We start from the raw sequence: 24,609 nt of genomic DNA on the forward strand, positions 1-24,609 counted from the left end.
AAAAATTCAAGCAAAAATTGAAATCCTACTGTTACTTTTTAAGAGAAAGGATAAAGGGTTCATCAAGACCAGTGATGGCAGCAATTAAAGAAATATTACAATCCTCAGATAACATTTTTTTTGCTATTTCAACGGTTTTGCTATATTCTCCCTCAGCTTTTCCTTCAGTTTTTCCGATCTGGATTCCTTCTTCTTTAGCATGCTGCAGTTTATATTCTTCTACAGCCCTATTATCCCAGATACGCTTTAGCTCTTGTTCATAGCTTATTAACTCCTCTTCACTCCAATTAAATTGATCAAGTGCTTCATATGCTCTTCTTATAACTAGGTCTGTACCTATTATCTTTTGTAACTCTTCTTCTGTCGTCTCTTTTGCATGCTTGAAAAAATAACACCATTTCTCTGTTATATTATTTAGTTCTTCTACCTTATCTTTCTTAAATTTTGGTAATTCTATAAAGGTAAAAGAAAAATCCTTTAAATCATGCTCATAACTATTCTTATCTAATATTACATGACGTGATATATATTCTCTCTTCTGTGGAAATAATATGCATCCTGCTATTGCTATAAAGATGATTTCTTTGAGATTAGAATATTTCCCATCTTCTTCTCTCCCCCTATTAGTCTGTCGACAATATGCCTTTGCTGCATAATATTGGGCTCTTTTCTCAAAACCAATAGAAGGATCTACCTGCATTTCTATAATATACTGCACCCCGCTCTTATCTTTACATAAAACATCCACTATTGATTGTTTCTTAGATGCTATATCAGGATCTTGAATGGTATTTAAAAATTCTATCTCTGTTATTTGATTATTACCTTTAAACAATAACATATCATTTAAGAAATGTATTAAGATATCCTTATTTTTTTCAGAACCAAAAATCTTTTTAAACGCCACATCATTTTTTGGATCAAGAAATCTTGATAAAGCCATAAATTTTATACTCTCTTAACTTATCCTATGATACTATTTACTGTAACTACCCTATAATTATATAACAAAAATCTTTGATTAACAATAAGTTACTAACTATATTATTTTTATATGTAAAAGTATACTCCTTTTCAAAGAAGTTTTAAATAATGAGTATCCAAGGTGAAAAGAGGTTTCCACCTTGAATACAATTTTAATTTATCTATTATTAGAGGTGTATATTATCAACATTTTAATAGTTCTTGTGTAATAAGTTTATTTACAGAATTATCTGATAATCTTCACTGTTTTAATTATTTGCTAACATCCTGCTTGGTAAGATTTCATAATTGAAGATTACATTTAGGCAGTGTTTTTCTAATCGCCCCGCAATCTCAGGTATTTTTAAGTAAGCAGCTAATGCTAAAAATATTTGCAGAGTTTCAGATGTTGTTTGCCAGATCTTGTCAAGAGACTTCGCTCTAACCGTTTGTATATTATGTAATCTATCAAACAGCTTAATTAGTAATAAATCATCCTTCTTTTGTATATATAACATCTTAACCATTTCTACAGCACTAATCTTATGATCTTTTTTAATTCTAGTTAAATCTTCAACATAACTTGCTATCTTATCACTAAATGCTTCTGCTATCATTTCTTGAGTCAACTCTGTATCCTCAATCGCATCATGTAATATGGCAGTAACAATAAGATCAGTTTTAAATGAGTAATCAGAAATCATATATGCCACTTCTAAAGTATGAGTGTAAAATAATTCTCCAGTTTTGCGTTTTTGCCCACCATGATATTTTTTGGCATAGTAAATAGCCTTAGTAACTTGATTAAGATTTATCTTATTTGTTGCATATTTATTTAGTAGTAAAAGTTTTTTTAATAATCTTTTACTATAACAACAATTTAAAGACTCCTCATACTTACAATTAATTTGATTTTTAACCATATTTTGTCATGCTGTACTCATCTATTCAGTTTAGTTTAGTTAACTGAACTGTCAATAATATTTTTACTATAGTAGATTACTTTTATAGATATTGAAGTAAAGTCTTGTAAATTTTACTTTACAAGACTTTACTGTTTATTGATTGTTAATAAATAGATATAGGTAATTTTACTGGTATATTACATGTAACAGTTGTACTCTTACCTTCTTCGCTTTCGACGTTAATATCTCCACGCATTTCATGGATAAGTCTTTTAACAAAGGTAAGTCCTAATTTTAATCCTTTATACCCAGTTGCAGAATCAAATTCAATATTCTTACCTCTAATATATTGCTGTATTTCTTCAGACATGCCAATACCTGTATCATGGATGATAAGTTGTAGCACCATCTCCTTATTATCTTCTTCTATAGTAGTAGGAAATAGATTGATTGTCACAATAACTTTGCCTTCTTCAGTAAATTTAACTGCATTAGCTACTAATTGTTCTAATATTGCCTTTATCCAGTAACTATCGCCAATAATAATCTTGGCTATATCGTACTGAAAATTACAAAAAAGATCTAAACCTTTATCCTTAGCTTCTGGTATAATTTTATTAACAGTTTCATTTACTAATTGCTCTAGATCAAAAGCTTGTAGATCTATGGGAACTAATTTAGCATCTTTATGCAGCAAATTAACCAGATTATGAGCATAATCTAATAGTCCCTTAGCACAATCTATGACAATATTAGATAAGGAGTTCTTCTTGTTAGAATCTGTTTCTGCTCCATAAAGTGTCAGCAGCTGTAAGAGCATTTCATTACATGATATATCTAATTTATTACTAATATTTTTAATTAAATCTATCTTAAATATATTAGATTCTTTTAGTTCATGCTTTGCCTTTTGTAATTCTTGCTCTAATTCTTGATGCTTATCTGTAAAACTATATTCTGGGTCAGATGGCATTAATGTGACAGATATAGGAGATAATTGCAATATCCAAGCTTGCTGCACCATATTTTTAACTTTATTGTGATCTTGTTGTTGATTTGTGTTATTAATTATCATAGCATCTCCTTGCTGTTAAAGTTAAGAAAACAGCTCAGAGGTTAAAGTGTTAGAATGTTGAAGTCTTGAATTTAACCTCTGAACCAGAACTGCACCATGCAGCTCATGGTAAGGACAGATATCACCACAATTCTGCGAAGTACAGAGGATTTAAGAGCTTTTTTGACAGATTTTTATACAATTGGGCAAAGAGCTGCATAAATGAGACATAGCTAAATTGTATTATTTGTTAGCTCAGCTCTTTATCTATTACATGCAAATCAAAATCAGCATTAATGATGCTACAGCAAGCATCAAGAATTCCTTTGAATACAGCATTTTGCTGGCATTTAAGCCTACTTTATACTATAATTATAGTATAAATATTTTAATCATAATTTCATGTCAGTAAATAACTCAAACAAAACACAACCATTTCTACAATGGGTTGGCGGTAAAAGAAAAATAGTTGATCAATTAATTAAATTTATTCCTGCGAAATTAAACAACTACTATGAACCATTTCTTGGTGGTGGGGCTTTATTTTTTCAAGTTAGAGATAAATTTAAACATTGCTTCCTATCTGATATTAATCTAGAGCTAGTGACGTCCTATAATGCGGTTAAGAAGAATCCAGATAAGGTCAGTAAGCTATTAGACTCTCATAAAGAAAAACATTCTAAAGAGCATTATTACCAAGTTAGAAGTAATAATGACAGTAACGATCCAGCGAAGATTACTGCAAGATTTATCTATCTTAATAGATATTCATTTAAAGGCATTTACCGGATTAATATTGATGGCAAACCAGCTCAAACTTTCTCTGGTAGAAATTATAGTAAATCTGATATTGCCTTTAGATTAAAACAGTGTAGTCAGCTTTTATCTGGCACATCTATTTGTGCTATGGATTTTTCTTTCATTGAACCACAACAAGATGATTTTGTTTATTTTGATCCTCCTTATCATAAGTCAGGTGAGAAATTTTATACCAGATTACCCTTTGATGAAAATGAGCAAACGAGACTTCGAGATTTTGCTACAGAACTCAATGATAAAAATGTTAACATAATGATTTCTAATAGTGACACTCCTTTTATTAGAAACTTATACAAGAATTTTAATATTAGTACTATTAAGGTTAAATATTCCATGCCTGAACATAATAAAATATCTGACGAAGTAGTTATTACAAATTATCAATTACCACAATAATTTAGTTATATTCAAACTTGATTAATTCAAAGTAATAATCTTGAGTCTTAAAAGCTTCTTCTAGATCTTGCATATGACGATTTCTAACATAGTAATCATTAAAAGCCGTTGTTGATTTGAGGATTACCTTTTTGTTGACTATATCTTCCTGTACCACCACTAATTTACTTAATACCCCAAAATCAATATATTGGTTATAACGTTCAATGAGAAATTTCCGTACCCTGTACCATACTGAATCACGATTTAATTGTTTGCTTAGCTGCAATAGATAATTTTGTTTTTCATCTTCAGTATTATTCTGCTTCGCTTCAAGCTCAGCAAATTGTATGATTTGCAACTGTCCAATATTACTGCCATAGATCATTTGTACTTGCTGTAGTATTTTATCTTGTGCATTTTCTGAAAGCGTAATAGTTTTAAGCAGTTTTATTTGATAGCTATTACCTACTACCCCAATAAATAAGCAGGAGCTTAGTAATTTATAAGCTGAATCAGGATCAAAACTACCAACAATTTTACGTTTTAGCTGAGCTTGCAAGCTAGTATCAAGGCTACTTTCTATCTTATCTAGATATTGTTCTTTAGTGTTGTTTAAGTCACTAGATTTAAACTGAAATGTAGCATTATTAGCTTTAGTAGTTTCACGTAACTCATGAGCTAAAGCTTTAGCCATATAGTTTAGTAACACTTTCTTATGGCCAAAATGGTGATTGGAATATTCTCCTGCAAGCTTTAAGAGTAATTTATTAATAAATTCCAGATTAAATTCACGATTTGATTTTACTTGCAGTAAATCAGCATCTTCTTGGCTTAATGGATAAAAATCTGCTAATTTCTTTCTTTTGAACCAGCTTTTATGATTAATAGCACTAATTGCAGCATTATTGCTACTTGATTCTGTAGGATTATATTTTTTAGAAATGTTATCAATAACTGCTTGCAGTGCAGTATTAATCGGTGTAGCACCTGTTGTGATATTAGCACTAGAGAAATTAGTATTATCAGTTTGTTGTTGAGTGTTGCTTGAGCTTGCTGTTTTGAATTGTAAATTTGTTTCAAGTTGTTGTTCTTGTAACTGAGTTTGGTTATTGTAATTAGATTCATTTTTTTCATTTTGAAAAATTGTAGATTCGGTAGATCTAGATTTATTAGATATATTTTTATTATTATCTATATATATTGTCTTATCCAAACTTTTTTGGGGTTGAGGCAAAATTTCTTTGGGTTTGACCCCAAAGTTTTTTGGAGTAGGTACAAAATTTTTTTCATTTTCAGATGGTATTTTGCTAGAAGTAGGTTGGAAATTTCTAGCTAGCTTAATACAAGGAGTATTACGGCATTTAATGCCATATTTCACGATTGTTGCATTATAAACTTTAATAAAGCTACTTTTTTGTAATTCAAGTAAGCATTGTCGTACTCGTTCTTGACACACACCTAGGGACTCTTGAAAGAAGTGATAAGTTTCCTGAAGTTCATCGAAATTAAAGCTCCACAGGCAAAACGAGATGTATATAAAGATACCAAAGAAAAAGGATTATTGCTAATTGTATCATATGGTGGTAGTAAAATATTTTATTTGGGCACAGTACTTGATAAGAAATATCATAGAATTAAAATAGGTGTGTTCCCTGATCTATCAATTATTGATGCTAGAGCCAAAGCATCTGAATTAAAAGGTGAGATCGCCAAAGGATATAATCCTGTAGAAGAAAAAGCTAGATTCTCAAAAGAACTGACCTTTAAGGAGCTTTATGATAAATACCTTAATGAATATAGTAAAATTAATAATAAAAGATGGAAAGATTATGCTGCTTCTGTAGATAGATATGCAAAACATTTATATCCTAGAAAAATATCTACTATTCAAAAAACAGATATTCAAGAATTATTTAATAATTTAACTAAAACCGGTAAATATGGAGCTAATAGATTTCTTGAAGTTTTAAGTCCTGTATTTAGTAAAGCAATAGAATGGGAATTATTAACAGTAAATCCAGTTATTGGAATAAAGAAGCATAAGGAACAATCTAGAGATAGGTATTTAACTAGGGAAGAAATACCACGATTTTTTACAGCAATAGCAGAAGAGAAAAATCAAGTAATGAAAGATTTTTTCTTAATAGCTTTGTATACATCAGTTCGTAAGGATAATTTACTTACTATGCGTTGGGAACAGGTAAGTTTTGCTGATAAACAATTATATATTCCAGAAACTAAAAATGATGATCCTCACCGTTTACCTTTACTAGATCAGGCAGTAGAAATATTAAAAGCCAGGAAAGAGCAATCTACGTAAGCGTCTGGTAAAGGCGGTATAGATTTATAAGTTTAATCTAGTATAATATTCCAAGGGAGGAGGTCTGCAATTTTATTGGCTTTATAATCCTGAATGATTGCAAGAACTTTTTGCAGATATTTCCAAGGATTGATGTTATTTAACTTAGCAGTTTCGATAATGGAATAGATAATAGCGGCAGTATGACCGCCACTGTCTGATCCAGCAAAAAGCCAATTTTTTCGCCCTATGGCAATTGATCTCATAGCACGCTCTGCGGCATTGTTATCGATTTCTATTTTTCCATTATCCAAGAATCTCATCAGTGCTTTTTGATTATTTAAAGCATAAGAAATAGCTTTTGCTGTACTGCTTTTTTTGGGTAGTTGATCATATGCTTTCCTAAAACCGGTAAACAATTTTTCCACCAACACTTTAGATTTTTTCTGTCGTTCCTCTAGCCGCTTATCAGGTTCTAATCCTCTTATATCAGCTTCGATGCTATAAATTTCACCAATCTGCTCCAATATGGCAATAGCGATATTGGCTTTATCATTTGCTATTGTTACTTCATAAAACTTACGACGCATATGAGCCCAGCATGCTGCTTCTTCTATCTTGGTTGCTGATTTTTCATCATTAATATATAATTGATCATAACCAGTATAAGCATCTGCATGTAGAACTCCTGTAAAATCTTTTAAATGCTCAAGCGGTCTTGTGCCTTTCCGGTCAGGACTATAAAAATAACAAACTGCAGCTGGAGACTTATTTCCATGAGGTCTACCGTCTAATACATAGCTCCATATTCTCCCAGTTTTAGTTTTACCAATCCCAGGAGCTAACACTTTCACTGGCGTATCATCGCCATGAATTTGTGCACCTGAGAATACAAATCGTTGAATTGCTCCCGCTATCGGCTCTAGCAATCTAGCACATTGACCCACCCAGCTTGCCATTGTCGTCCTTGAAATCTCCACGCCTTCTCTATCGTAAATTTGTGATTGACGATAGAGCGGTAGATGATTGCAATATTTTTGAACTAGAATATATGCCAATAACCCAGCTCCAGCCTTACCTTTGTCAATGGCTTTTGATGGGGCATAGGCTTGAACTATCTTCTCACAATTAATACAGGCACAGCGTGGTCTTATATGACGTATCACCTTAAATGATGATGGAACATATTCTAACGTTTCTGAAATATCATCACTTATCTTGCGAAATTCTACTCCACCACAGGAGGGACATTTTTCGGCAGGATTTAATACCTCATCTTCTCTTGGTAAATAATCCGGTAATTTCCGCCGCTTTGCTAGCTGCTTGCTATCCTTATTATCTGAAACCTCTTGACTCTTATCTGAACCAAGGTTATCTTGCTCAGGTTTAAAACCTAAAATAATCTCATTTTCTTCTATTTTGAGCTCAAGCTCTTCTATTTGCTTACTTACCTTTTCTGATGACTTGCCATAACTCTTTGCTTTTAGTAACGCTAGCTGTTCTCTTAGTGATTGGTTTTCTTGATTCAATAACTCATTCTCATCGAATAGTACCTTAATTGTTTTATGTAATATAGATACATCACAAGATAAGTTGTTAAGGTCAAAAATCATATTTTAATCTTTATCCAGCATATTGAGGTCTATTAAACCATCTTGGATTACGCCAGTCAATAGCTTCTATCAACATTGCTAGCTGGGCCTTAGTAATTCCAATAGATTGCTTATTATCAACCTTGGGCCATACAAACTTGCCACTATCAAGACATTTATAATATAAACAAAAACCTTGCCCATCCCACCATAATATTTTTATTCTGTCAGCCTGTTTACCCCTAAAGACAAATAAGACACTCTTGTCAAACTGATCTGACAATATTGATTGTGCCAGTAACGATAAACCATTAATACCCTTACGCATGTCGGTATAACCAGTACAGAGATATATTCTGCTATCTGAAGCTATATCTAACATGATCCGTCCAATATTTTGACTATCTCCAAGAGCTTTGTGCTACTAATATTGCCCTCAATTAATAAAGAAAAATTACTAAAGGTTAATTCTGCTTTTTTTAATAGTGTATACTCTCTTTCTTGTACTAATAATTCTACAAATTTATTACCTGTATTATTAGATGTTTCTGCTTTTCTTCTGCTAAACTTCCCCCTACTACGCCACCCATATAATGTCTTCTCCGAAATTCCATAAGACCGTGCAACTTGTGATATAATGCACCCTGGAACACATGATTCACTAATTATTTGTGCCCTCTGTTCCGCTGTAATATTCTTCCTTCTAATATTCATCACACTATTATTCCTAATGTTATTAATACTATAGAATAATACTACAACCCTTTTGCTTTTATAGACCGCCTTTACCAGACGCTTACGTTTTAAGTCCTGTATTTAGTAAAGCAATAGAATGGGAATTATTAACAGTAAATCCAGTTATTGGAATAAAGAAGCATAAGGAACAATCTAGAGATAGGTATTTAACTAGGGAAGAAATACCACGATTTTTTACAGCAATAGCAGAAGAGAAAAATCAAGTAATGAAAGATTTTTTCTTAATAGCTTTGTATACATCAGTTCGTAAGGATAATTTACTTACTATGCGTTGGGAACAGGTAAGTTTTGCTGATAAACAATTATATATTCCAGAAACTAAAAATGATGATCCTCACCGTTTACCTTTACTAGATCAGGCAGTAGAAATATTAAAAGCCAGGAAAGAGCAATCTACTAGTATGTGGGTATTTCCAAGTGAGACCAGCAGTAGTGGTCACCTGCAGGAACCAAAGAAAGCGTGGAAGAGGATTTGTAAAAAGGCAGGAATAGAAAATTTAAGGATCCATGATTTAAGGAGAACAATACCAAGCTGGATGGCAATGACCGGAGCAAATCAATATGTAATAGGACAGCTTCTAAATCATAGAGATCCAAGATCAACAGCAGTGTATACTAGACTTGCCAATGATACTGCTCGAGAATATATGCAAAGAGCCGTAAATACTATTATAAATATAAAATCTTAAATATATGTTAATTAATATATTTATGTTATAATAACTCCTGTAAGTGAGTTCTATGAGAACAGAAAGACCAGAAGAGGAAAGTGGTAAAGCAATTATTACAATGGCTTAGAAGTTCCTCTTTTGTTTCTTCTATACTCTTAAGAGTTATTAAGTCTTTAAACGCGAGCATCTGTAATGCAAGTCAATAGTCAATTACGCAAGGTCACTAAAAATAAAAGAGTTTTTCCAAATGATAATGCTGTTTTTAGGCTCTGTTGGGCTCTGTTGAATTTATTTACACACTTATTTGGACCATACGCATCAAGTTAAGCCATAATTGTTAATAATTTTAGTGTATTTAAGGAAGATAATCTGGTTTTACGATATTTATCTTTCAAAGAAAATTTCCCCCAATCTATAATTAATTTCTTAAGGAACTGCTCTAAATCATTAAGACGTCCAGTAATAGACAGGAATAATTCTCTTGACCTTTTCTGTAGTTCAATAAATGCTTTGGTTAAACTAATTTCTCTATCATTTGCTAATTCTACACAATTCGATAATCCATGAAAAATAAGCACACTACATAATTTACCATATAATTCACACAAAACTCTTGCAGGTTTACTTCTCCCTTTAAGATTCTCAATTTTTGCATGACTTTTATATAATTTAAATAATAATTCAATTTGCCATCTTGCTCGATAAATTATCATTATATGCTCAGCATTAACCATATCCTCTGATATATTAGTGATAAATATTGACCAATCTAGTAATCTCTGGTTTCTTGAAGAAGATTTATATTTATGAGACTTAGCTAATAAATTAGCCTTCCTTCTTCTACCAATAGCCTGTTCATCAGTCAATTTATGACATATAATCCGTAGCTTAACTTTTGCTTGTTTACCTAAAAGTACATCTTTTGATAAAAAGAATTTATTATCTAATAAGTTTAATAAATCAATTTTTTCCTCAGTGATATGGTCATATATATTAGTATCTGCTTTATAACGACTAATAAAATATGCACCAAGTTCGATAATTTGAATAAATGAAGCTGGGACAAAATAACCTAAATCAGATATTAATAAGTCCTTAGTAGATATGTTTGATAAATGTTCTCTATATCCTTGATCAGCCCTTATACCTTTTGTTATATCGACTTTATCTAACGATTGATTTAAATAATCAAATACTACCTGTAATTTAAGAGAAGATTGCACTGTACTACTACGCCCCTTATAGCAAGCACCGCAACCCTTATACATATCCGCCATATTGGCAGGTAGAATAATATGGCTACTATCCAATAATTTAACGCTATGAAATTGCTGCAAAATGTTGCAATCAAGCGGCATAGTATTTCTAAATAATTTCAAGCATTGTTCATACATTGACTGCATAAATTTTACTGCTACCTTAGTAAACCTAAAGTCTAAGCCTTGGGCAGAAATATCTATAGTTTCTTCACTTAAAAAGTTACTCATTCCATCAAGACTACAATTACTATCGCTCATATTACCAAACACTATAGCTTTTAGAAAAGCTGAACCAGTTATTTTTCGTTGTCTCTTAATAAATCCTGTTGTAATGGATAAATTATTGGCTGTCTCTCCAAAAAACTCTTGGCATAGTTTTGCTAAGTTTACTATTTTCCCCATAGTACAAATTCTCACAATTTAGTTGTTAATCTTGCAAAAATTTATACCATATATTAGCTTCTTTTTAATTCATAATTTACTACCGTAATACCAGTATAACCTACTTGCTTTTCTTAACTTGATGCGTATGGTTTGTTGAACACTCCCAATTATGGCTTAACTTGATGCGTATGCTTATTTGGACAGAGCCCCTATTAACTCAAAAATTTATAAATCGAATCTTACCGTAATTGTTCCTGAGTGTGTGCTATATTTCTTGTGCATGTAGTAGTTGTAATCAAACTGTAATTTAATATTATTATTTTGAGCTATTACTCCGGCACCTATGTTATACCCTAGTCTTGAATTTCTTGTCATATCTACTTTTTTGATCTCTTTAGGAATATCCTGGTTACTTGTAAATGTAGCTGTTATTGCCTTATGACTTGCAAAAAAATTTCTTTCTATACTGCCTTGTAATGATGGAATTAGTTTAAGATGCGAATTAATATCTGTAGAATTTAATATTATCTTACTGCCTATAGTACAGTTGAACACCTTTCTAGATTTCCTTGAAATCTTTAACAAATAATCATATGCTCCTTGTTCCTTGTATAAATTATTCAGCATATTATAATATTTTAGACTAATGTTCGGAACTAATTGCATACCACTTGTAAAATTGTGATAATAGCTTAAATTACCTTCAATGCCCATACCACGAATATAGGATTTACCATGTCTCTGGGCATTGATTACATTTTTGATATTGCTACCTGATAGTGAACCAATTAATTGTAGAGAAACATTTCTATCTAAATCTTTTTGGTAATAAGCACTGACCATGTGTGAATTAATACGGCTTTTGCCTAGTGTTTCACTAAATCGTAAGTATGAATGAATATTGCCGTAGGCAATGCCTAATATATAGCTATCATTAAATGATATTTCTCCTCCTAGTATTATGGCTAGCATTCTTCCTGTGTAAGATGATATGCTGCTACCACTGTCTTGTTTACTAATAGCGTAACCACTATTATCCCAAATACTAAAACCTCTATTCTGCTCATCGCCCCCTGATATTGGTTGTGATTTACCATTTAATCCTATTAATCTGTTTTGGATTATTTGATAAAACATCTTTAACGCTAACATTACCTCATTATTACTTGCTCTGAACTGACTGATGCGGTCTAATATCCTGCTGCTTGGTTCTTTTAATTCATCTTTTAGATTAAGATCCTCAATGTTATTATTCCTATCAGATGATTCTAAGTTTTGATTACTGTTGTAACTACTATTTGGAGTATTATGATTATTCTGATTACCACCACTACCATCTACTGCATCTAGTTCATCTTTTAGGTTAAGACCCTCAATATCATTATTTCTATCAGATGATTCTAAGTTTTGATTACTGTTGTAACTACTATTTGGAGTATTATGATTATTCTGATTACCACCACTACCATCTACTGCATCTAGTTCATCTTTTAGGTTAAGACCCTCAATATCATTATTTCTATCAGATGGTTCTAAGTTTTGGTTACTGTTGTAACTACTATTTGGAGTATTATGATTATTCTGATTACCACCACTACCATCTACTGCATCTAGTTCATCTTTTAGGTTAAGACCCTCAATATCATTATTTCTATCAGATGGTTCTAAGTTTTGGTTACTGTTGTAACTACTATTTGGAGTATTATGATTATTCTGATTACCACCACTACCATCTACTGCATCTAGTTCATCTTTTAGGTTAAGACCCTCAATATCATTATTTCTATCAGATGGTTCTAAGTTTTGATTACTGTTGTAACTACTATTTGGAGTATTATGATTATTCTGATTACCACCACTACCATCTACTGCATCTAGTTCATCTTTTAGGTTAAGACCCTCAATATCATTATTTCTATCAGATGGTTCTAAGTTTTGGTTACTGTTGTAACTACTATTTGGAGTATTATGATTATTCTGATTACCACCACTACCATCTACTGCATCTAGTTCATCTTTTAGGTTAAGACCCTCAATATCATTATTTCTATCAGATGGTTCTAAGTTTTGGTTACTGTTGTAACTACTATTTGGAGTATTATGATTAGCGCCACTACTTACTGCATCCAATTCTAGGTTACAATCATTAAAAATATTAATTCCATTGTCTGATGATAAGTCTAAGGATGAGGTTAAAGCATCTAAATTATCTGATCTACTAGATTGAGATTTTTTAGGAGTTGAAGTAACAATATGACCTTCATCAAAATTACTACGTTTTGATATCATATCATTGATTTTTTTTAATTCTTTCTCTAATAATTCGTTTGAAGATTCATCAGAGCTTATAAGGCTTTGTTGGGATTTTTTATATAGTTTTTTTCTATCATTTAATTTTCTTAGTTCTGAATCTTCATATTCAATATCTTCCAACTCTTCTTTCCTTTTTTCTATAGCATGATTGATTGATCGTATTTTTTTATTAATGTTCTCCAGATGTGACATCCTATAATCTTTACGATCGTTTGACGTCTTTATTAAATCTTGCCTTTTTTCCGAAAGTGCTTCTATTATTCCAGTATGATCACTAAGGATATTTGTTGGGAGTGTATTGGAAGCAGCTATAACATTATTGCCAATGAATATTATAGTAATACTATAATTTGTGTATCTAAAAAATAGATATATTATTTTTTTTGAGCATAAGAGTAAATATGCATAGCTTAGAGAAAAGAAAATTATTAGTAATGCCATCTGAAATTATGAATCTAGAAGATCTTACCTGTTATGTAAAACTTGTGGGTAATTTCCCTATTACTAAACTTAAAATGAATTTACAAACTTGATTTAAATCTAAAAATATCAAACCATTTTAATGGCATTTTTAAAAGATTTCAATTATTTGATGGAGGGGAATACCTTATAAAGAAAAATCCTATTATAATGCCCCTTTAAATCGCTAATTTAGTATTACGAGTTTTAGAGGTAAGCTGTGTATAAAAAACTTTTTTGTTATTTCAGAATTTTTATAAATGATTTTTCAAACAGCAGAGTAAATTTTACAAGAAATATGTTTACTCTAAAGAACTAATAAAAGCTTCATCAAGACCGGTTACACTAGAAATTAAAGAAACATTACAACCTTGAGCTAACATTTTCTTTGCTACCTCTACTGCTTTATTATATTCCCCTTCAGCTTTTCCTTCAGCTTTTCCTTCAGCTTTTCCTTCAGCTTTTCCTTCAGCTTTTCCAATCTGGATACCTTTAGCTTCACCAATTTGGATACCTTTAGCTTCACCAACTTGTAAGCCTTCAAGAATACCTATTTCTTTCCCTTCTTGTTGCCAATGCTCTGCTAAACTTCTCATAAGCCTTGTTCCTATTTCCGGATTCAACTTTGTTGATAATAAATTCTCTAGTTTTATTTTATCATCTTGCTCTATCTTCGTCAATGTATAATATAATATCATTTCTAGATAATCATAACCTATCGTTATTTTGGTTAATTCCGGTAATATATCTGATATTTCTTGCCATCTTTTTAATAACTCCCGCTCATGTATATGCTTGAGAAAAAATTCTAATATCCCTGACCATATCCTTTGTTTAAACTCTTCATCTGGTATTTCATGGACATTCACTAATTGGTAATCATTAATCCATAATTCTCTTGCTAATTTGTTATTGGCAAATAAATCCCACAAATTCCTTGCAACATTGTATTTCTCCTGACCATTGAAAAATATCATCGGGTATATTAATGGTAAAGTCTTAGCTTTAGGATTTTGTATTAAATATCGCTCACAAATATTAATCATATATTTAAATAGCCTAAAGGCCATGAAATGATCTGCTTTTGATTGATGCTCGACAAGTAAAAATAAGTAGCCATCTTGTTTATCAAATTTGCATGAGAATAAAACATCAGAGATAGAATCTTTTAAAGAGCTTTCTACAAAAGTGGTATTTTCCATTGCTAAACTAGGAAAATCTATTAAACTTTTAATATTTGGGGGCAAATGTGCATTAAAGAATTCATGGGCAACTAGAGGATTCTCTAGTGCCTTACGAAATATCTTATCATGCTTAGCTTTCTTCTTATCCTTATCTGGATCACCCAGCAGGTTTCCTTGTTCACTCATATATTTATATTTTTTAACTTGATAAAATATTATTACACTATACTCTAAACTCTTATTCCTTGATTTAGCTTGATCTCAGATACTTGCTTTACTGCACTTCTTATTTCTTTAGCTATTTCTGAGCGTGGACTTATATACTGCATTACTTGTTTATCCCTTCCTATAGCATTTAAGTAATCTTCAGGCACTAAATGGCTTTTGCCTTGAAAATCATGTACTACTATATCACAAAATTTTTTATCACCAAGATTATAATTAGGATCAAATTTATTCTTCATTATTTGTAAATCTTTCTGTATCTTCTGCTCTATTGCTGCTATGCAAATCTTGTTACTATAAGCAGTACAAGAATCTATACCTTTTTCTCTGTAGATTTGCATAGCAGTATTGATATTTTCTGCTGTGCCAAACTTGGCTAGAGCTGTTATTTGCTGTTGCTGCAAATTATTTAGTTTATTATTATCGTTATTTGCAAATTTTGAAAATAATAATTCTATAGATTTAATTTGTGATTTGCTATCATCACTTGCTTTTAAGGATGATTTAAGTTCTGTTGCCTTACTAGTTGCTGTTAATTTTGCTATTTCAGGCTCTATAAGCTTGTCTATAGATTCTGCCCCTTGGGATTTTAACATATCGTTAAAATCACCTTTTTCTGGTGGTCGTATTATTGCTACCGTCGCTCCTTGCCTAATTAATTCTTCCTGAGCCTTAATTACAGTATTAACTGATACTGCGTCTTTGCCGTCATTATCGGCAGCAATTATTATTCTTTCTCCTTTGATAGGCTCATAGTTTCGGATGTTACTTACACCTAAACTACAAAGTATTTTGCCCTTAATACCAGCTTCTGCAATGCTTAAAGCCGTTTCTACCCCTTCTGCTATAATCGTTATATTACTAACTGAATTATTGCCATCTTTACTGATTTGTACGTTCCTGCTTTGTACGTTCTGCTGTTCGTTATTTTTATTAATCTCAACAAAAGAACCTCTGATTCTGCCAAAAGAACGTTTATTAACCTCAATATCAGCTTTATTATTTGTGTCTTTGTTTAAATAAATTGATTGTCCACCGGTAATATTACCATCTTTATTTCTAGCAAAAGCAATTAATGCAGGATAATATTGTTTGCTATTATTATCCCACATCATATTGGTTCTAAGATCGTTACTTAGTTGGTATCTTGTTAATACTTCTTTAATTCCACGATGTTCTGATAAATATCTTTTTGCTACATTATTTGGCATGACATATTTTATAGAATCTGATTTTTCATATAATTCTTCAGCTCTCTTTATCTTAGAGCCTATCAGTAAATAAAAGTTAAAGAATAAATAGTAGAAAAATAGAAGAAGAAATGTTATACAAGGTAGCAAAAAAGCAAAAGAATTATGAGCTATCCAAGTGAATTACGGGACGAAGAGTGGGAAATAATAAAAGAATATTTTGCCTATAAGAAGAAAGGAAGGAAAATAAAAATAGATAGAAGATCAATAGTAAATGCAATATTTTATCAGAGCCGTACAGGGTGTCAGTGGCGATATTTACCAAAAGAATATCCAAATTATAAAATAGTTAATGAATATTATAATAAATGGAATCGTAGAGGATTATGGCAAAAGATAAATGAAGAACTTGTTTCAAGATGCCGAGAATCAATGGGGAAAAAAAGCAAGTCCGAGAATTGGAATAATTGATTCGCAATCAATTAAGAATACGCAAAGAAGTGAAGTAAAAGGGTATGATGCCGGTAAAAAGATAAAAGGAATAAAGCGTCATATAGTAACAGATGCAAATGGTTTATTACTAGCTGTTAATGTACATTCAGCAAGTATACAAGATAGAGACGGTGCTAAAGAAAGCTTGCTTGTAGCAAAGAATAAATATCCATCAATTGAAAGATTTTTTGCAGATGGAGGCTATAGTGGTAATTTACAAAATTGGTGTTTTTTGAATACAAAATCATTGTTATCTGTAGTAAAGAGAAAATCAGAAAAATTTGAAATCTTACCGATTAGATGGATAGTAGAGCGTACTTTTGGTTGGTTAAATAATTTCAGAAGGTTAAGTAAACATTACGAACATACTGTCAAATCTGCTACTAATCAGATTTATATTGCTATGATTCGGTTAATGCGGTCGCGTCTTTGCTCATAAAATTGCCGAAGGGTTAGTTAATAATGATTATGTAACAGTCTCAGGACTTGCTCGTGGTATCGATAGCGCCGTTCATCAAGCGAACACTTTAAGAACTATCGGTGTTATTGCCGGCGGAATTGATCATATTTATCCCGTAGAAAATAAAAAATTATTTGAAGCATTAGAGGCAGAAGGGTTAATAATAGCCGAATTACCTATCGGCTCTATTCCTTTAGGGCAGCATTTCCCACAACGTAACAGGTTAATCTCCGGTATATCTCTTGGCACCGTCGTAATTGAGGCTAGTTTAAAATCCGGCTCACTAATAACCGCAAGGCTTGCTCTTGAGCAAAATAAAGAAGTATTTGCCGTGCCTGGATTTCCGTTAGACCCTAGATGTCAGGGTACCAATAAGCTAATCAAAGAGGGAGCGCATTTGGTGGAAAATATAGATGATATAGTAGCTAATTTACCACGATATGAAAATATTATAAGAAAAAAAGACGACTCAGTAAAAGATTTTATTGATGTTAATGCAAATTTCAAAACACTAGATACCAAATATATAAAGCAAGTAACAGAAACCCATCGTACGCAAATTGTTGAATTATTATCAGCAGTGTCGCTCGATTTTGATTATTTACAAGAAGCAACAAATTTACCATTACCCATTATATATACGGTAATATTGGAGTTAGAGCTAGCCGGCAGAGTTATTCGTCATCACGGTAACAAAATCTCATTAATTTATAAATAAACATGAAATTAGTAATAGTAGAGTCGCCCGCAAAGGCAAAAACGATAAATAAATATCTCGGCGATGAATTTAAAGTTATTGCCTCATTCGGTCATATTAGAGATTTACCTTCTAAAAAAGGTTCGGTATTGCCTGATGAAAATTTTTCGATGAAATATGACATATCGGACAAAGCTAATAAATATGTCGATGCAATAACTAAGGATGCCAAAAAAGCTAAAGCAGTTTATTTAGCAACCGATCCGGATCGTGAAGGAGAAGCAATTTCTTGGCATGTGGCGGAAGTGATTAAAGAAAAAAACGGTGTTAAATCCGATGATTTTTTTAAGAGAGTGGCTTTCAATGAAATTACCAAAAAAGCAATTATCCATGCAGTTGAAAACCCTAGGAAACTTGATATTAACTTAGTTAATTCTCAGCAAGCAAGAAGGGCGTTAGATTACTTAGTCGGCTTTACTTTATCTCCCCTTTTATGGCGGAAACTCCCAGGCTGTAAATCAGCCGGTAGGGTACAGTCGGTGGCACTTCGTCTTGTGTGTGAGCGAGAAGATGAAATAGAGCGTTTTAAGACCGAAGAATATTGGGATATTAGTCTTAAAATGCAAAATAGTAATAAAGAGTCTTTTTTAGCTAAATTAACTCATGTGGAAGGTAAGAAGTTAGAAAAATTTTCGATTACTAACGAGAAAGACGCTAAAGATTTAGTAGAGGCGCTTGAATCAAAAAAATTTCATATTGAAAAAATAGAGAAAAAACAGCAAAAACGCCAACCGCAACCACCCTTTATTACCTCTTCATTGCAACAGGAAGCTGCAAGGAAATTAGGTTTTAGTGCTAAAAAAACTATGCAGATAGCCCAAAAACTTTATGAAGGCGTGGATATAGGCAAAGAAACAGTCGGGCTTATTACCTATATGAGAACGGACGGCGTTACTTTAGCGAGTGAGGCGGTTACGGAAATACGTAAGTTAATCCATAAAAATTTCGGTGATAAATATCTGCCGAACGCTCCAAGAGTCTATAAATCGAAAGTAAAGAATGCACAGGAAGCTCATGAAGCAATAAGACCGACGACAATTACTTATACCCCTGAGAGTTTAAAAGAAAAATTAGATAAAGATTATTATCGATTATATGAATTAATTTGGAAAAGAACAATAGCCTGCCAAATGGAAAATGTTATTATGAATTTGGTAGCAGCTAGCTTAGAATCTGAAAATAAAGAATTTTCAGCAAAAGCAACGGGATCGACCATAGCATTTGACGGTTTTTATAAAGTGTATCGTGAAAGTGTTGACGATGAAGCGGAAGAAGAAAATAAAATGCTACCGCCTTTAAAAGAAGAGGAAAAATTATTAACCGAAGAGATAAAACCCAATCAGCATTTTACGGAACCACCGCCAAGATATTCCGAGGCTAGCTTAGTTAAAAAACTTGAGGAATTGGGAATCGGTAGACCGTCAACTTATGCATCTATTTTATCGGTATTACAAGAGAGGAAATACGTAAGCTTGGGGAAAAAGCGTTTTATACCGGAAGAGCTTGGGCGTTTGGTTACGGTATTTTTAGTCGGCTTCTTTAAAAAATATGTCGAATATGATTTTACCGCTAGTTTAGAAAATGAATTAGATGAAATAGCTGCCGGAAAACTTGAGTGGAAGACATCGCTAAGCAATTTTTGGGGCGGTTTTAATAATAATGTAGAATCGGTTAGTGAACAAAAAATAACCGACGTAATTAGTTATGTGCAAAAAGCTTTAGATTATCATTTATTCGGCGAGAATAAAGATTCAAAAAAATGTCCTTCCTGTGCTACGGGTGAGTTGAGTTTAAAATTAGGTAAGTTCGGCGCATTTTTAGCATGTAGTAATTACCCCGATTGTACTTTTAAAAAGCCTATTACTACCGGTAACGGTAATAGTGAAACTGACGGCGATAATTATGCGGTTAATGAGAATAAAATTTTAGGTACTGATCCGGAAGGGGTAGAAATTTATTTGAAAAAAGGTCCGTACGGTCCTTATATTCAACGCGGGGAAAAAGATGCCGCTAATGAAAAGCAAAAACCCAAGCGTGTTCCCGTGCCTCCTGCGCTGCAGAAGGATATTACTTTTGAGACGGCTTTGAAATTGTTAAGTTTACCTCTTAAATTAGGTACTCATTCAGAAACGGGAGAAGAAATTTTAGTAGGATTCGGCAGATTTGGTCCTTACTTAAAATATAGCGGCAAATTTATTTCTATTCCTAAAAAATACGATTTTTTAACTATTACGCCGGAACAGGCAATAGAGCTAATTAAGGAAAATAGTAATAAGTTACAGAAGAAGGTAGAAGCTAAGGATAATAAAGATACTTATCCCGTCATTGCGAGCGAAGCTAAGCAATCTAGGAAAAAAACTAGCAAAAGTTAAAAATATTATTTTCTGGATTGCAGCGTCGGCACTTTGTGCCTCCTCGCAATGACGTTTAACGTTCCACGCAACAACACTGCGAGCGTTGTTGCATGGCTCAAATTTTCGATGTCATTCCCGCGAAAGCGGGAATCCAGACTTTCTTTTGTCATGCTGAACTTGTTTCAGCATCTCTTGAGAAATATCCTGAAATAAATTCAGGATGACTATAATTTTTCTGGATTCCTGCCTTTAGCTAGAATGACATACTGTTGCTTTTATCGAGCCATGCCACAAGGCCCCTATGTGGGAAGGCGTTATTGCGTGGATACCAGAATCGTCATTGCGAGGAGGGACGAAGTCCAGACGCGGCAATCCAGGCTATCCCGAATGTAATGAGGGATTTTATGAGAATGCCAGAAAGTTTATAAGATGGCAAGTTTAGCATGAAAATATGTTTATACTTAGATTGTCACGGCGGCACTTTGTGCCTCCTCGCAATGACGTTTAACGTTCCATGCAACAACACTGCGAGCGTTGTTGCATGGCTCAAATTTTCGATGTCATTCTAGCTAAAGGCAGGAATCCAGACTTTCTTTTGTCATGCTGAACTTGTTTCAGCATCTCTTGAGAAATATCCTGAAATAAATTCAGGATGACTATAATTTTTCTGGATTCCTGCTTTTGCAGGAATGACATACTGCTGCTTTTATCGAGCCATGCCACAAGGCCCCTATGTGGGAAGGCGTATTGCGTGGATACCAGAATCGTCATTGCGAGGAGGGACGAAGTCCAGACGCGGCAATCCAGGCTATCCCGAATGTAATGAGGGATTTTATGAGAATGCTAGAAAGTTTATAAGATGGCAAGTTTAGCATGAAAATATGTTTATACTTAGATTGCCGCGTCGGCACGATGTGCCTCCTCGCAATGACGTTTAACGTTCCATGCAACAACACTGTGAGCGTTGTTGCATGGCTCAAATTTTCGATGTCATTCTAGCTAAAGGCAGGAATCCAGACTTTCTTTTGTCATGCTGAACTTGTTTCAGCATCTCTTGAGAAATATCCTGAAATAAATTCAGGATGAATATAATTTTTCTGGATTCCTGCTTTTGCAGGAATGACATACTGCTGCTTTTATCGAGCCATGCCACAAGGCCCCTATGTGGGAAGGCCTATTGCGTGGATACCAGAATCGTCATTGCGAGGAGGGACGAAGTCCAGACGCGGCAATCCAGGCTATCCCGAATGTAATGAGGGATTTTATGAGAATGCCAGAAAGTTTATAAGATGGCAAGTTTAGCATGAAAATATGTTTATACTTAGATTGCCGCGTCGGCACTTTGTGCCTCCTCGCAATGACGTTTAACGTTCCACGCAACAACACTGCGAGCGTTGTTGCATGGCTCAAATTTTCGATGTCATTCTAGCTAAAGGCGGGAATCCAGACTTTCTTTTGTCATGCTGAACTTGTTTCAGCATCTCTTGAGAAATATCCTGAAATAAATTCAGGATGACTATAATTTTTCTGGATTCCTGCCTTTAGCTAGAATGACATACTGTTGCTTTTATCGAGCCATGCCACAAGGCCCCTATGTGGGAAGGCGTTATTGCGTGGATACCAGAATCGTCATTGCGAGGAGGGACGAAGTCCAGACGCGGCAATCCAGGCTATCCCGAATGTAATGAGGGATTTTATGAGAATGCCAGAAAGTTTATAAGATGGCAAGTTTAGCATGAAAATATGTTTATACTTAGATTGCCGCGTCGGCACTTTGTGCCTCCTCGCAATGACGTTTAACGTTCCATGCAACAACACTGTGAGCGTTGTTGCATGGCTCAAATTTTCGATGTCATTCTAGCTAAAGGCAGGAATCCAGACTTTCTTTTGTCATGCTGAACTTGTTTCAGCATCTCTTGAGAAATATCCTGAAATAAATTCAGGATGACTATAATTTTTCTGGATTCCTGCCTTTAGCTAGAATGACATACTGTTGCTTTTATCGAGCCATGCAACAAGGCCCCTATGTGGGAAGGCGTATTGCGTGGATACCAGAATCGTCATTGCGAGGAGGGACGAAGTCCCGACGCGGCAATCCAGGCTATCCCGAATGTAATGAGGGATTTTATGAGAATGCCAGAAAGTTTATAAGATGGCAAGTTTAACATGAAAATATGTTTATACTTAGATTGCCGCGTCGGCACTTTGTGCCTCCTCGCAATGACGTTTAACGTTCTATGCAACAACACTGCGCGGGAATGACATCGCTATACTTATTATAATTAAAACAAAGTTAAAACATTAAACATGAAAAAAGTTATCACACGTTTTGCTCCGTCTCCGACCGGTATGTTACATGTCGGTAATAGTAGAGCTGTCCTTATTAACTGGCTTTATGCTAGAAAAAATAACGGGCAATTTATTTTAAGATTTGACGATACCGATCTTGAGCGTAGCCGCCGGGAATATAAGGATGCTATTATAAAAGATTTAAAATTTTTAAATATCGATTGGGATCAAACATTTAATCAGTCAAGCCGGTTAGATAGATATGACGAAATAAAAAAAACACTGTTAGAAAAAAAGCGATTATACCCTTGTTTTGAAACTCCTGAAGAACTGGAATTAAAGCGTAAATTTCAGTTATCAAAAGGTATGCCGCCGATTTATGACCGTGCCGCTTTAAATTTAACCAAAGAACAAATCGAGAAATATCAAGCACAGGGCAGGAAACCGCACTATAGATTTTTAATAAATCATACGCCGATAAGTTGGCATGATATGGTGAAAGGTGAAGTTAAATATGAAGGTAAAAGTTTAAGCGATCCGATAGTTATCAGAGCGGACTCTAGCATGACTTATATGTTATGTTCAGTTATCGACGATATTGATTATGATATTAGTCATATTATCAGAGGAGAAGATCATGTAAGCAATACCGCTATTCAAATTCAGATGTTTGAAGCCTTAGGCGCAATTCCGCCGGTATTCGGTCATTTAAGTTTAATTATCAATCGCGATGAGAAAATCTCTAAAAGAGTAGGGGGATTTGAAATCGCCTCTCTTCGAGATAAAGAAGGTTTTGAGTCAATGGCTATCGCTAGTTTTTTTAGCTTGCTCGGTTCATCGACTCAAGTTTTGCCGTTTAAAACTATGAAAGAGTTGGTGGAGCAATTTGATATAAATAATTTTTCCAAAAGCCCGACTATTTATCAGCCGGAGGATTTAGAGCGATTAAATCATAAATTACTTATATCGCTAAGTTTTAATGAGATAAAAGACCGTCTTGGAGAAATCGGGGCAGGTCATATTGACGAAAATTTTTGGTTATCGGTGCGTCCTAATTTACAAAAACTTTTTGATGTAAAAGAATGGTGGGATATTTGTCATGAATCGCCAAAAATGCAAAATTTAGATAAGCAATATTTAAAACAAGCAGCGGAATTATTGCCTGCCGGAGAACTAACTAGTAATAGCTGGAGTATTTGGACAAAAAAAATTGCCGAAATAACAGGCAGAAAGGGTAAAGAGTTATTTTTGCCGCTGCGCCTCGCTCTAACCGGTAAAGAATCAGGTCCCGAAATGGCAAATATTTTACCGTTAATTGAACGTGCGGAGATTGTTCGGCGGTTAAGTTAGTATAGTAATTAAGAAGTTATAGTAAATTGATTTGAACTTTGTGCTGCGTTGCTCGTCGTCTCGCCTATTAATATATAGGCTTCGCTCTTCGCGCCTGTCACAAAATTCAACTGAATTCACTATATTTATCCGTATTTGTTCAACCTATCCGATGTCATTCCCGCGCAACACCGCCCGCGGTGGGATATCGGAATCGTCATTGCGAGGAGGCAATGCCCGCGTGGATGGTTAAAATCGCTTAAAACTTGTCATACCGTGGCTTGACCACGGTATCCAGAAAAATCTTAGTAAAAGACTGGATGCCGTGGTCAAGCCACGGCATGACACCATAGTAATAACCATAATACAGAATACAGTAAATTATGAGCCATGCAACAACGCCTTTGGTCGCTCGCAATGATGATTCCGGTATCCACGCAACAATCTATCCTCGCAATGACGGAATTTAGAAGCCTT

The 24,609-nt window shown here is 33.6% G+C and carries 27 protein-coding genes and 5 pseudogenes; 17 read left to right on the forward strand and 15 right to left on the reverse strand.

Annotated elements, in window-relative coordinates; all coding sequences use genetic code 11:
* Positions 1 to 31: 31 nt before the first annotated feature.
* From AAGD64_RS03635 to AAGD64_RS03645, 3 genes are all read right to left on the reverse strand, one after another.
* Positions 32 to 943 carry an Rpn family recombination-promoting nuclease/putative transposase gene (locus tag AAGD64_RS03635; protein ID WP_341793895.1) on the reverse strand — a complete coding sequence of 304 codons (912 nt, stop codon included), beginning with the start codon at positions 941 to 943 and terminating at the stop codon, positions 32 to 34.
* A gap of 289 nt (positions 944 to 1,232) precedes the next feature.
* Positions 1,233 to 1,886: an HD domain-containing protein gene (locus AAGD64_RS03640; protein ID WP_341793896.1), complete on the reverse strand. Its 654-nt coding sequence runs from the start codon at positions 1,884 to 1,886 to the stop codon at positions 1,233 to 1,235.
* A gap of 145 nt (positions 1,887 to 2,031) precedes the next feature.
* Positions 2,032 to 2,943: a sensor histidine kinase gene (locus AAGD64_RS03645; protein ID WP_341793897.1), complete on the reverse strand. Its 912-nt coding sequence runs from the start codon at positions 2,941 to 2,943 to the stop codon at positions 2,032 to 2,034.
* 381 nt (positions 2,944 to 3,324) lie between these two features.
* Here AAGD64_RS03645 and AAGD64_RS03650 point away from each other — a divergent pair, with 381 nt between their 5' ends.
* The gene (locus AAGD64_RS03650; RefSeq protein ID WP_341793898.1) at positions 3,325 to 4,137 is read left to right on the forward strand and encodes a Dam family site-specific DNA-(adenine-N6)-methyltransferase; all 813 of its coding nucleotides are present in this window, start codon (positions 3,325 to 3,327) and stop codon (positions 4,135 to 4,137) included.
* 1 nt (position 4,138) lies between these two features.
* On the opposite strand, the pseudogene AAGD64_RS03655 reads toward AAGD64_RS03650, so the two are convergent.
* Positions 4,139 to 5,626: pseudogene (locus AAGD64_RS03655) on the reverse strand (hypothetical protein); the annotation flags it as partial.
* Between AAGD64_RS03655 and AAGD64_RS03660 the strand changes: the two are divergent.
* Positions 5,588 to 6,433 (forward strand): annotated as a pseudogene (locus AAGD64_RS03660) (tyrosine-type recombinase/integrase); the annotation flags it as partial. The pseudogenes AAGD64_RS03655 and AAGD64_RS03660 overlap by 39 nt on opposite strands.
* A gap of 38 nt (positions 6,434 to 6,471) precedes the next feature.
* On the opposite strand, the gene tnpC reads toward AAGD64_RS03660, so the two are convergent.
* The 3 genes from tnpC to AAGD64_RS03675 are packed head-to-tail and all read right to left on the reverse strand — an operon-like array spanning position 6,472 to position 8,724.
* Entirely contained in the window at positions 6,472 to 8,031 is a 1,560-nt protein-coding gene (tnpC, locus tag AAGD64_RS03665; RefSeq protein ID WP_341793867.1) for an IS66 family transposase, read from the reverse strand.
* 10 nt (positions 8,032 to 8,041) lie between these two features.
* The gene (gene tnpB / locus AAGD64_RS03670) at positions 8,042 to 8,392 is read right to left on the reverse strand and encodes an IS66 family insertion sequence element accessory protein TnpB (RefSeq protein WP_253307395.1); all 351 of its coding nucleotides are present in this window, start codon (positions 8,390 to 8,392) and stop codon (positions 8,042 to 8,044) included.
* Entirely contained in the window at positions 8,386 to 8,724 is a 339-nt protein-coding gene (locus AAGD64_RS03675) for a transposase (protein WP_253310017.1), read from the reverse strand. The genes tnpB and AAGD64_RS03675 overlap by 7 nt, the downstream gene beginning before the upstream one ends.
* 86 nt (positions 8,725 to 8,810) lie before the next feature.
* Here AAGD64_RS03675 and AAGD64_RS03680 point away from each other — a divergent pair.
* Positions 8,811 to 9,455, forward strand: a pseudogene (locus AAGD64_RS03680) (site-specific integrase); the annotation flags it as partial.
* A 305-nt stretch (positions 9,456 to 9,760) separates the two neighbouring features.
* Here the strand turns inward: AAGD64_RS03680 and AAGD64_RS03685 are convergent.
* Positions 9,761 to 11,098: an IS4 family transposase gene (locus AAGD64_RS03685; protein WP_341793882.1), complete on the reverse strand. Its 1,338-nt coding sequence runs from the start codon at positions 11,096 to 11,098 to the stop codon at positions 9,761 to 9,763.
* Between the two features lie 207 nt (positions 11,099 to 11,305).
* Positions 11,306 to 13,585 carry an autotransporter domain-containing protein gene (locus tag AAGD64_RS03690; protein WP_341793883.1) on the reverse strand — a complete coding sequence of 760 codons (2,280 nt, stop codon included), beginning with the start codon at positions 13,583 to 13,585 and terminating at the stop codon, positions 11,306 to 11,308.
* Between the two features lie 203 nt (positions 13,586 to 13,788).
* Here AAGD64_RS03690 and AAGD64_RS03695 point away from each other — a divergent pair.
* A pseudogene (locus tag AAGD64_RS03695) lies at positions 13,789 to 13,926 on the forward strand (type IV secretion system DNA-binding domain-containing protein); the annotation flags it as partial.
* 228 nt (positions 13,927 to 14,154) lie between these two features.
* On the opposite strand, the gene AAGD64_RS03700 reads toward AAGD64_RS03695, so the two are convergent.
* Both AAGD64_RS03700 and AAGD64_RS03705 read right to left on the reverse strand, forming a co-directional pair.
* Positions 14,155 to 15,222, reverse strand: a complete 1,068-nt coding sequence (locus AAGD64_RS03700) for an Rpn family recombination-promoting nuclease/putative transposase (protein WP_341793901.1) — start codon at positions 15,220 to 15,222, stop codon at positions 14,155 to 14,157.
* 44 nt (positions 15,223 to 15,266) lie between these two features.
* Positions 15,267 to 16,529, reverse strand: a pseudogene (locus AAGD64_RS03705) (toprim domain-containing protein); the annotation flags it as partial.
* Between the two features lie 87 nt (positions 16,530 to 16,616).
* Between AAGD64_RS03705 and AAGD64_RS03710 the strand changes: the two are divergent.
* Genes AAGD64_RS03710 through topA form a run of 4 tightly spaced genes read left to right on the forward strand, consistent with a single transcriptional unit; the run spans position 16,617 to position 20,532 of the window.
* Positions 16,617 to 16,922 carry a transposase gene (locus AAGD64_RS03710; protein ID WP_341793514.1) on the forward strand — a complete coding sequence of 102 codons (306 nt, stop codon included), beginning with the start codon at positions 16,617 to 16,619 and terminating at the stop codon, positions 16,920 to 16,922.
* Entirely contained in the window at positions 16,852 to 17,382 is a 531-nt protein-coding gene (locus tag AAGD64_RS03715; RefSeq protein WP_341793902.1) for an IS5 family transposase, read from the forward strand. Before AAGD64_RS03710 ends, AAGD64_RS03715 begins: the two co-directional genes overlap by 71 nt.
* A gap of 1 nt (position 17,383) precedes the next feature.
* Entirely contained in the window at positions 17,384 to 18,121 is a 738-nt protein-coding gene (locus tag AAGD64_RS03720) for a DNA-processing protein DprA (protein ID WP_341794150.1), read from the forward strand.
* A gap of 2 nt (positions 18,122 to 18,123) precedes the next feature.
* On the forward strand, positions 18,124 to 20,532 hold the full coding sequence (topA, locus tag AAGD64_RS03725) for a type I DNA topoisomerase (protein ID WP_341793903.1): 2,409 nt from the start codon (positions 18,124 to 18,126) through the stop codon (positions 20,530 to 20,532).
* A 5-nt stretch (positions 20,533 to 20,537) separates the two neighbouring features.
* Here the strand turns inward: topA and AAGD64_RS03730 are convergent, their stop codons facing one another.
* Positions 20,538 to 20,684 (reverse strand): hypothetical protein, encoded by a 147-nt coding sequence (locus AAGD64_RS03730; protein ID WP_341793904.1) that lies wholly within the window; start codon positions 20,682 to 20,684, stop codon positions 20,538 to 20,540.
* Between the two features lie 273 nt (positions 20,685 to 20,957).
* Between AAGD64_RS03730 and AAGD64_RS03735 the strand changes: the two genes are divergently transcribed.
* On the forward strand, positions 20,958 to 21,083 hold the full coding sequence (locus tag AAGD64_RS03735) for a hypothetical protein (protein ID WP_341793905.1): 126 nt from the start codon (positions 20,958 to 20,960) through the stop codon (positions 21,081 to 21,083).
* On the opposite strand, the gene AAGD64_RS03740 is transcribed toward AAGD64_RS03735, so the two are convergent.
* Positions 21,061 to 21,237, reverse strand: coding sequence for a hypothetical protein (locus AAGD64_RS03740; RefSeq protein ID WP_341793906.1), 177 nt, complete (start codon positions 21,235 to 21,237; stop codon positions 21,061 to 21,063). The two genes, AAGD64_RS03735 and AAGD64_RS03740, sit on opposite strands and share 23 nt — an antisense overlap.
* A 9-nt stretch (positions 21,238 to 21,246) precedes the next feature.
* On the opposite strand from AAGD64_RS03740, the gene AAGD64_RS03745 reads away from it, so the two are divergent.
* Entirely contained in the window at positions 21,247 to 21,372 is a 126-nt protein-coding gene (locus AAGD64_RS03745; protein ID WP_341793907.1) for a hypothetical protein, read from the forward strand.
* A gap of 15 nt (positions 21,373 to 21,387) precedes the next feature.
* Positions 21,388 to 21,513: a hypothetical protein gene (locus AAGD64_RS03750; RefSeq protein WP_341793908.1), complete on the forward strand. Its 126-nt coding sequence runs from the start codon at positions 21,388 to 21,390 to the stop codon at positions 21,511 to 21,513.
* Here AAGD64_RS03750 and AAGD64_RS03755 read toward each other — a convergent pair.
* Positions 21,491 to 21,667 carry a hypothetical protein gene (locus AAGD64_RS03755; protein WP_341793909.1) on the reverse strand — a complete coding sequence of 59 codons (177 nt, stop codon included), beginning with the start codon at positions 21,665 to 21,667 and terminating at the stop codon, positions 21,491 to 21,493. The two genes, AAGD64_RS03750 and AAGD64_RS03755, sit on opposite strands and share 23 nt — an antisense overlap.
* A gap of 9 nt (positions 21,668 to 21,676) precedes the next feature.
* Between AAGD64_RS03755 and AAGD64_RS03760 the strand changes: the two genes are divergently transcribed.
* From AAGD64_RS03760 to AAGD64_RS03785, 6 genes are all read left to right on the forward strand, one after another.
* A complete protein-coding gene (locus tag AAGD64_RS03760) occupies positions 21,677 to 21,802 on the forward strand; it encodes a hypothetical protein (RefSeq protein ID WP_341793910.1) in 126 nt (41 codons plus the stop codon).
* Between the two features lie 15 nt (positions 21,803 to 21,817).
* Complete coding sequence (locus AAGD64_RS03765) at positions 21,818 to 21,943, forward strand: hypothetical protein (RefSeq protein WP_341793911.1); 126 nt, start codon at positions 21,818 to 21,820, stop codon at positions 21,941 to 21,943.
* Between the two features lie 306 nt (positions 21,944 to 22,249).
* Positions 22,250 to 22,375, forward strand: coding sequence for a hypothetical protein (locus tag AAGD64_RS03770; protein WP_341793912.1), 126 nt, complete (start codon positions 22,250 to 22,252; stop codon positions 22,373 to 22,375).
* A 164-nt stretch (positions 22,376 to 22,539) separates the two neighbouring features.
* Positions 22,540 to 22,665, forward strand: coding sequence for a hypothetical protein (locus AAGD64_RS03775; RefSeq protein ID WP_341793913.1), 126 nt, complete (start codon positions 22,540 to 22,542; stop codon positions 22,663 to 22,665).
* A 156-nt stretch (positions 22,666 to 22,821) separates the two neighbouring features.
* Positions 22,822 to 24,153: a glutamate--tRNA ligase gene (gltX, locus tag AAGD64_RS03780; RefSeq protein WP_253307882.1), complete on the forward strand. Its 1,332-nt coding sequence runs from the start codon at positions 22,822 to 22,824 to the stop codon at positions 24,151 to 24,153.
* A 135-nt stretch (positions 24,154 to 24,288) separates the two neighbouring features.
* Positions 24,289 to 24,417 (forward strand): hypothetical protein, encoded by a 129-nt coding sequence (locus tag AAGD64_RS03785; RefSeq protein WP_341793914.1) that lies wholly within the window; start codon positions 24,289 to 24,291, stop codon positions 24,415 to 24,417.
* Here AAGD64_RS03785 and AAGD64_RS03790 read toward each other — a convergent pair.
* Positions 24,392 to 24,550, reverse strand: a complete 159-nt coding sequence (locus AAGD64_RS03790) for a palindromic element RPE4 domain-containing protein (RefSeq protein ID WP_341793915.1) — start codon at positions 24,548 to 24,550, stop codon at positions 24,392 to 24,394. The two genes, AAGD64_RS03785 and AAGD64_RS03790, sit on opposite strands and share 26 nt — an antisense overlap.
* Positions 24,551 to 24,609: the final 59 nt, after the last annotated feature.

The organism is Rickettsia endosymbiont of Ceutorhynchus obstrictus (assembly GCF_964026565.1).
GTDB lineage: Bacteria > Pseudomonadota > Alphaproteobacteria > Rickettsiales > Rickettsiaceae > Rickettsia.

What these genes read in the sequence shown, in the direction of transcription:
- AAGD64_RS03735 (WP_341793905.1), top strand. Translation starts at nt 20,958, where the DNA reads ATGAAAATATGTTTATACTTAGATTGTCACGGCGGCACTTTGTGCCTC.
- AAGD64_RS03730 (WP_341793904.1), bottom strand. Translation starts at nt 20,684, where the DNA reads ATGACAAAAGAAAGTCTGGATTCCCGCTTTCGCGGGAATGACATCGAA.
- AAGD64_RS03770 (WP_341793912.1), top strand. Translation starts at nt 22,250, where the DNA reads ATGAAAATATGTTTATACTTAGATTGCCGCGTCGGCACTTTGTGCCTC.
- AAGD64_RS03640 (WP_341793896.1), bottom strand. Translation starts at nt 1,886, where the DNA reads ATGGTTAAAAATCAAATTAATTGTAAGTATGAGGAGTCTTTAAATTGT.
- tnpB (WP_253307395.1), bottom strand. Translation starts at nt 8,392, where the DNA reads ATGTTAGATATAGCTTCAGATAGCAGAATATATCTCTGTACTGGTTAT.
- AAGD64_RS03685 (WP_341793882.1), bottom strand. Translation starts at nt 11,098, where the DNA reads ATGGGGAAAATAGTAAACTTAGCAAAACTATGCCAAGAGTTTTTTGGA.
- gltX (WP_253307882.1), top strand. Translation starts at nt 22,822, where the DNA reads ATGAAAAAAGTTATCACACGTTTTGCTCCGTCTCCGACCGGTATGTTA.
- AAGD64_RS03700 (WP_341793901.1), bottom strand. Translation starts at nt 15,222, where the DNA reads ATGAGTGAACAAGGAAACCTGCTGGGTGATCCAGATAAGGATAAGAAG.
- AAGD64_RS03645 (WP_341793897.1), bottom strand. Translation starts at nt 2,943, where the DNA reads ATGATAATTAATAACACAAATCAACAACAAGATCACAATAAAGTTAAA.
- AAGD64_RS03710 (WP_341793514.1), top strand. Translation starts at nt 16,617, where the DNA reads ATGAGCTATCCAAGTGAATTACGGGACGAAGAGTGGGAAATAATAAAA.
- AAGD64_RS03745 (WP_341793907.1), top strand. Translation starts at nt 21,247, where the DNA reads ATGTGGGAAGGCGTATTGCGTGGATACCAGAATCGTCATTGCGAGGAG.
- topA (WP_341793903.1), top strand. Translation starts at nt 18,124, where the DNA reads ATGAAATTAGTAATAGTAGAGTCGCCCGCAAAGGCAAAAACGATAAAT.
- AAGD64_RS03690 (WP_341793883.1), bottom strand. Translation starts at nt 13,585, where the DNA reads ATGTCACATCTGGAGAACATTAATAAAAAAATACGATCAATCAATCAT.
- AAGD64_RS03750 (WP_341793908.1), top strand. Translation starts at nt 21,388, where the DNA reads ATGAAAATATGTTTATACTTAGATTGCCGCGTCGGCACGATGTGCCTC.
- AAGD64_RS03675 (WP_253310017.1), bottom strand. Translation starts at nt 8,724, where the DNA reads ATGAATATTAGAAGGAAGAATATTACAGCGGAACAGAGGGCACAAATA.
- AAGD64_RS03775 (WP_341793913.1), top strand. Translation starts at nt 22,540, where the DNA reads ATGTGGGAAGGCGTATTGCGTGGATACCAGAATCGTCATTGCGAGGAG.
- AAGD64_RS03760 (WP_341793910.1), top strand. Translation starts at nt 21,677, where the DNA reads ATGTGGGAAGGCCTATTGCGTGGATACCAGAATCGTCATTGCGAGGAG.
- AAGD64_RS03650 (WP_341793898.1), top strand. Translation starts at nt 3,325, where the DNA reads ATGTCAGTAAATAACTCAAACAAAACACAACCATTTCTACAATGGGTT.
- AAGD64_RS03635 (WP_341793895.1), bottom strand. Translation starts at nt 943, where the DNA reads ATGGCTTTATCAAGATTTCTTGATCCAAAAAATGATGTGGCGTTTAAA.
- AAGD64_RS03765 (WP_341793911.1), top strand. Translation starts at nt 21,818, where the DNA reads ATGAAAATATGTTTATACTTAGATTGCCGCGTCGGCACTTTGTGCCTC.
- AAGD64_RS03715 (WP_341793902.1), top strand. Translation starts at nt 16,852, where the DNA reads ATGAAGAACTTGTTTCAAGATGCCGAGAATCAATGGGGAAAAAAAGCA.
- tnpC (WP_341793867.1), bottom strand. Translation starts at nt 8,031, where the DNA reads ATGATTTTTGACCTTAACAACTTATCTTGTGATGTATCTATATTACAT.